8 protein-coding genes are annotated in these 5,208 nt (G+C 64.5%); 1 reads left to right on the top strand and 7 read right to left on the bottom strand.

Features of this window, described 5'->3' with window-relative positions:
- From P3T23_RS47075 to P3T23_RS47065, 3 genes are all read right to left on the bottom strand, one after another.
- On the bottom strand, positions 1–537 hold a 537-nt coding region (locus P3T23_RS47075), incomplete at its 3' end, for a DUF2612 domain-containing protein (protein WP_429322858.1).
- Positions 534–1,751 carry a baseplate J/gp47 family protein gene (locus P3T23_RS47070; RefSeq protein ID WP_429322857.1) on the bottom strand — a complete coding sequence of 406 codons (1,218 nt, stop codon included), beginning with the start codon at positions 1,749–1,751 and terminating at the stop codon, positions 534–536. The genes P3T23_RS47070 and P3T23_RS47075, both read right to left, overlap by 4 nt.
- Positions 1,752–1,778: 27 nt before the next feature.
- A complete protein-coding gene (locus P3T23_RS47065; RefSeq protein ID WP_429322856.1) occupies positions 1,779–1,943 on the bottom strand; it encodes a hypothetical protein in 165 nt (54 codons plus the stop codon).
- Positions 1,944–2,100: 157 nt separating this feature from the next.
- On the opposite strand from P3T23_RS47065, the gene P3T23_RS47060 reads away from it, so the two are divergent.
- Positions 2,101–2,310, top strand: a complete 210-nt coding sequence (locus P3T23_RS47060) for a hypothetical protein (protein ID WP_429322855.1) — start codon at positions 2,101–2,103, stop codon at positions 2,308–2,310.
- A gap of 61 nt (positions 2,311–2,371) precedes the next feature.
- Here the strand turns inward: P3T23_RS47060 and P3T23_RS47055 are convergent, their stop codons facing one another.
- Genes P3T23_RS47055 through P3T23_RS47040 form a run of 4 tightly spaced genes read right to left on the bottom strand, consistent with a single transcriptional unit; the run spans position 2,372 to position 5,068 of the window.
- Positions 2,372–3,136, bottom strand: coding sequence for an oxidoreductase (locus tag P3T23_RS47055; RefSeq protein ID WP_429322854.1), 765 nt, complete (start codon positions 3,134–3,136; stop codon positions 2,372–2,374).
- Positions 3,120–3,995: a baseplate hub protein gene (locus P3T23_RS47050; RefSeq protein ID WP_429322853.1), complete on the bottom strand. Its 876-nt coding sequence runs from the start codon at positions 3,993–3,995 to the stop codon at positions 3,120–3,122. The genes P3T23_RS47055 and P3T23_RS47050 overlap by 17 nt, the downstream gene beginning before the upstream one ends.
- A 10-nt stretch (positions 3,996–4,005) precedes the next feature.
- Positions 4,006–4,302, bottom strand: coding sequence for a phage baseplate plug family protein (locus P3T23_RS47045; protein WP_429322852.1), 297 nt, complete (start codon positions 4,300–4,302; stop codon positions 4,006–4,008).
- 22 nt (positions 4,303–4,324) lie between these two features.
- Positions 4,325–5,068, bottom strand: coding sequence for a phage baseplate protein (locus P3T23_RS47040; RefSeq protein WP_429322851.1), 744 nt, complete (start codon positions 5,066–5,068; stop codon positions 4,325–4,327).
- Positions 5,069–5,208: the final 140 nt, after the last annotated feature.

Raw genomic sequence — 5,208 nt, 5'->3', positions numbered from 1 at the left:
GAGCACGTTCCTTCGGTGCGGGTGTCTGGTCAGTTCCAGGATCTCGACCAGCACTTCGCGCAACCGCTGCGATTCGTACAACGCACGATTGCGGATTAATCGGCAGCTGCCGATTAATCCGCTATTATTGAGCGAGGCGCACGAGCAGTCAGTGATATTCGCCATCGCCTTCGTCATGATGAGGGTCCTGTAGGTCCCGTCGTCGAGTTCAACGTTGCGCATGACGGGCGGCGAGCCGTCGTTACATACGCCGCAATTGAACGGCTGGACGCCCTCGGTCGGGTTGGCCGGGTCGTAGGCTTCCGCAAAGCCGAACTCGGCGGGCGGGAGCGCCGCAGCGACGCCGCGTTTTACATTGACGATTTTTCCCCATACGTCCAGGCCGTAGCCGATAGCGGTCGCGACGTCCCAGATCGTGTCGTAAAAGCTGTCGAGATCGGTACGCGGGTCGAGACCCTGGTTCAGGCACTCAATGATCGCGGTGATCGTCGGCCCGGTCGCGTACTGCGACAGCAGCGTCTGCCGCCAGTTTTTCACGCCTGCACTCGATGCCGAAGGCGAGCGACGTTGCATTGATGACGATCGGATCGGTGCCGAGCAGGTATCCGACGCTCGACGCCATGGACATCCTGATCACGCAGGATCGCCAGCACGTTCACGCTGGCGTCCGTCGCGGTCACGGCCGCGTAATAGCGGCCCGCATAGGTGGTCGAGCCGATGCGCGCCTTCGGGCCGCCGTCATCCCCATTGAACGCCGCGAGAATCGCCTGCCGGATCAGCGCATTGATATCGGCGGGCAATTGGCTGTTCGCCTGGATCTGCACGGCGAAGAAGCACTGCACCGGGCCGGGCGTGACCCAGCGCACCGTGTACTGCGGCTGCGGCTCGGCGTAGCTCGTGTCGTACACGACAAACGACGTGTCGCCGTTGTAGTCGCAGCCCAGTGCCTTTTTGCTCCAGATCGCCTGGGCGGTGTTCGCCGCCTCACCACCGATGGCCGACACGAACAGCGAATGGGAGCCAAGCGGATAGTCCGTCGCGCCATAGCTCACCACCGCCCCGGTCGGGTTATCGATGACGAATGCATCGAGCACATTGGCCACCGACAGCACGGCCGCATAGACCGACTGCACGCTGTTGACGGCATTGACCGCGACCGACAGCCGCCGCCTTGCCTCGAACTGCGCGCGGGTCTCGACGTTCTGCCCGGGCGTGCCAGCGGTGGCGTTCGACACGCGGTCCCAGCCCTGCACCGCGGTATAGATCGTCGCGAGCGCGCCGATCGGGCACGCGATGGGGCCGCTCGTCTGACACTGGAACGCGACCTCGATCTGGCCGGAGGCGGGGATCGTGGCGGCGGCCGTCGATGAATACAGGTAGCCGTTCACGTCCTGTGCGACGGAACCAGCCGGGATGACGGTGCCGACCAGCCCGATGCAGGTCGCCGTCACGACCGTGCCCGAGGCGGCGATGCGGTTCAGGAAGTAGATGCGGCCGATTGCGTCCTGCCAGCGCCCGGACGCGACATCGGGGTCGACCTGGTTGGCGACTTCCAGGATGTCATTGTTCTTGTCGCCGATGATCGCGGTGAACGACTGGGCGAGCTGCCCCTGCGGGGTCGACAGTCCCGGATTGACGCCGCCGCCGAACGCGGCGTTGATGTCGGCATGCACGCCCGCCAGGATTGCGGATTCCTGCGGCAACACGACGCCCGCATCCGTGAACCGGATCGGCGGGACGTTGGTCTGCATGGCAGGGCGCCGATACGGCGCACGGTGTCAGAAGCTGACTGTCTGTGTGTAGCCGCTGGCGTCCGTCACATCGACGGTGCCCGAAAGCTGGCGGTCGTTGAGCGTCAGGCTTGTCACGCTGGCGCCCGTGACGTTTGGCACGCCCAGCGCCGCGTTGACGATCTCGGACTGGATGAACGAGGCGGGCGGCAACTGGCCCAGGCCAGTGGCCTCCGCCTATCTCGTAATAATCAGTATTGTTAAAGAATGTCAATCGAAAGGGGGCCGTCAACGTCAGGGCGTGGCACGCCGTTAGTCGCCATGACGCACGTTCGCGTCGGCCTTGTTCAACCTGAGAGAGACGATCCTCATGAAACTCAAGCTCGCTGCTTTTGCCGCCGTTGCGCTGACACTTGCTGGTGCAGCATCCGCCAACGACTTCGACCACCACGACGCGCGCTGGCATCGCGACGCTGTTCATCAACGAACGGAACATCGGGATGCACGCCAGCACCGCGAAGAACGCATGCATGACCAACGGATGGCCGATGACCACCGTGAAGAGCGTCCCGTGCGCTAGATGCGGGAACCCGATGCCTTTCGTGTGATAGTCCCGCGCGTTCTGCATCGGATGCCAGGCGCTACAGCGGCGGACTCGTCGTGCCGCCCTGCGACTCGCGGTGCGTATGCTGATGCACGCTGGTGCCGTTTGCCGTGACATCCTGCTGCACGGTGAGCGGTCCGGCCATCCGCGCCTGACCGCCGTTCGGCCCTTCGCCCTGCGTGATTGCGCCATCGAGTTCAATCGACGGGGCCGCGTTTACGACCTGCGTGCCTGCGGTCAGTCCAATCTCGTTGTCCGCCTGCAGCGCGATGGATGGCGCCGCGAGCCGGATGCGCGCGGGCGACACGATGTCGATGCCGCTCGTCGAGAAGGCGATGTACTGCTGCGGGATGCCGGACAGCACGGTGGTCGCATACACCGAATCCGACATGTCGTGCTTGCGCAGGCTTCCCGGTGCGGCCGGTGCGAGGTTCGCGCAGGCCGACGAGCTGTCGCGGTCGCACACCACGACCAGACCGGTGTCGCCTGGCGGCGGATCGAGAATCACGGCGTTCGCGCCACCAGCGAGACGCAGGTACGGAATGCCGTGGATCACGCCATGCGCGATCACGTTGCCGGCGCCGTCGAGCTGGCCCACCAGCGGCTGCAGGTCGAGCGTGCCGGCCTCTTCGACACTGCTGTTCTGGCTGACCGCCACCACCCGCGCGAGATACGCGGTGCGCACGCGCGTGAGCAGCTGTTCAACGATGCTGCGATGCCGGTCATACTCGCTGGCGAGTGACCACGGCCGGATGCTCGCGACCGCGGCGGGGCCGGGTGCCGGACTAGTTGGGGTTGACACCGAGATACCCCGGCGGACAGAGATTCAATGTGCTGAACCACGCCCCGTCGGGCGTGAGCGTCGACAGTTCGTGATCGGAGCGCATCACCTGCCAGTTGCCGGAGGCCATCGGTACCATCGACTGCACGGTGGTTTTCGTGCCGAACAGGATGGCCGGGTTCCATTCGCAGCGCACCTCGATGCCCGTCGGCGTGAAGGTCGGATAGTCCGCAATGCCGGTGTCCGCTGACAGGGTAATGGGCGGGAAATCCGCGCCGCCGCCGTTCGGCCAGATGTGCATCACCTTCTGGTCGCGCAGCACGATGGTCTGCGTGGCCTGCGCGACCCGCTCGATCTGGTCCATGATCGTGCCACTCAGAAACTGGCCGGCAATCTTCGCGGTGACGCCGTGGTTGCGGAACGCGAAGCCGGCCTGCTGCGCAAGCCCGCCGATGATGCTCGCCACGTCCTGCGTGCCCGGGAAGGTATTGGCGGGCGCAGCCTGGATACGCTGCAGGAAACCGCTCGTCGCGTTCACGACGAACGACACCTCGGGACTGCCGCTAAAATCCGTCACCGCCGAATAGATCGTGCCGGTAAATACCATGTTGAGTGGTCCGCCGACGTTGCCAGCAGTGACGCTGACCTGATCGCCGTTCACCGCGAGGCCCGTGAGTCCGCGTGTCGCGAGCGCGCTCATGTCGGCGAGCTTCATGCCGAAAATACGCAGGCTTAACGTCGGCATCGCCATGCCGCCGCCGTTGTTCGCGATGCTCACCTGCACGCGGTGATCCGCCAGGTCGAGAATGCGCGTGCCGTCCGGAAAGGTCGTCTTCGCCAGCGCAAACTGCACGTCGATGCGCCGCAGTGCAAAGGTCATGCGCCACCCTTCACGCAGTCACCTCGATATAGACGAGCTGCCAGCGCGAGCCGAGTCCGCTGTACTGCGGATCGTCCGCGCCTTCGGCATCGATGAAGGTCAGGTCGCCGGTAAAGCCGAGATACGCCTCGCGCACGAGATACACGAAGTCGCGGCACAGCACACCGCTCATGATGAGGTTGCCGGACACGTAGAGGTCGAGGTAGAGGCCCGTGCTTTTCTGGTAGACATTGATGCCGCAGTTCTGCTGCGCAAGATTCACGGAAAGGCTCTGCGACGCGATCGCCGCGAGCGGAATCGTCAGCATCGCTGCAACCCAACCCCACCGTTCAGGTCACGATTCCTGACAGCGCTGTTTCGAGCGACGCGGCCACACCGGACATCACCTGCGTGGCTTCGGTCGTCATGGTGCTGATGATCGCCGACACCGACTGCGCGGCGTTCTGGTACTGGGCCTGGAGGCGGGCGATGCCCTGCTGCAGCGCCGTGCAGACCCAGCCCTGACTCTGCGGATCGCTGCCTGACGGCTGCGCGGTGTCCGAATACGCCGCGAGCGCGCTGGTGCGGATTTCGACGAGGTGGATCTCCGCGATGATCAGCGACAGGCCCGACGAGCTTTTGCGCTGGTAGTCAAGCCGGTCGATATTGAAGCCGTGGTAGGTCGCGTCGGGCGTCACCACGTTCACCAATACGAGCGACTCCCACAAGAATTCGAGTTCCGACAGAAACAGGTCCCGGCTCATGTTGCGCCCGCCGCACGACAGGCGCAGCGACAGTTCCTGCGGCGTCGCGACCTTGTTGTAGGCGGCGAACGAACCAGCCTCGACCGGATACGACGCGATGCGCTGCTCGCCACGAAAACCCAGATCCACCACTGAATCGGGTGTCACCAGCGCATTACCCTGATCGTCGGCAAGAATCCACTGCGGAACGTCCGAGGGCAACAGGTTGAAGTAGTCGAGTCCAAGGATCGCCGGCGTGACGCCCGTGAGCACGCCTACCACCAGCGGCAGGCGGTTCAGATCCGGCACGCCCGCCACCGGCGGCACATCGGGGAATTCGATCAGCGGCACATCAAGAGCCGGATACGGAAACGAAATTCGGACCAGGTGAGATATCTAACGAGGCTCCGCCTCAGACCGACGAGTGGTATGGGTGACTGGGTGGCGCTGGAGGTGTAGGGTGGCTCCGGTCGAGCCGGCTGGGACAAGCC

Source organism: Paraburkholderia sp. GAS448 (assembly GCF_050435685.1).
GTDB lineage: Bacteria > Pseudomonadota > Gammaproteobacteria > Burkholderiales > Burkholderiaceae > Paraburkholderia.
The sequence above is the reverse complement of the archived record's forward strand: the minus strand, read 5'-3'. Positions and strand labels throughout refer to the sequence as shown.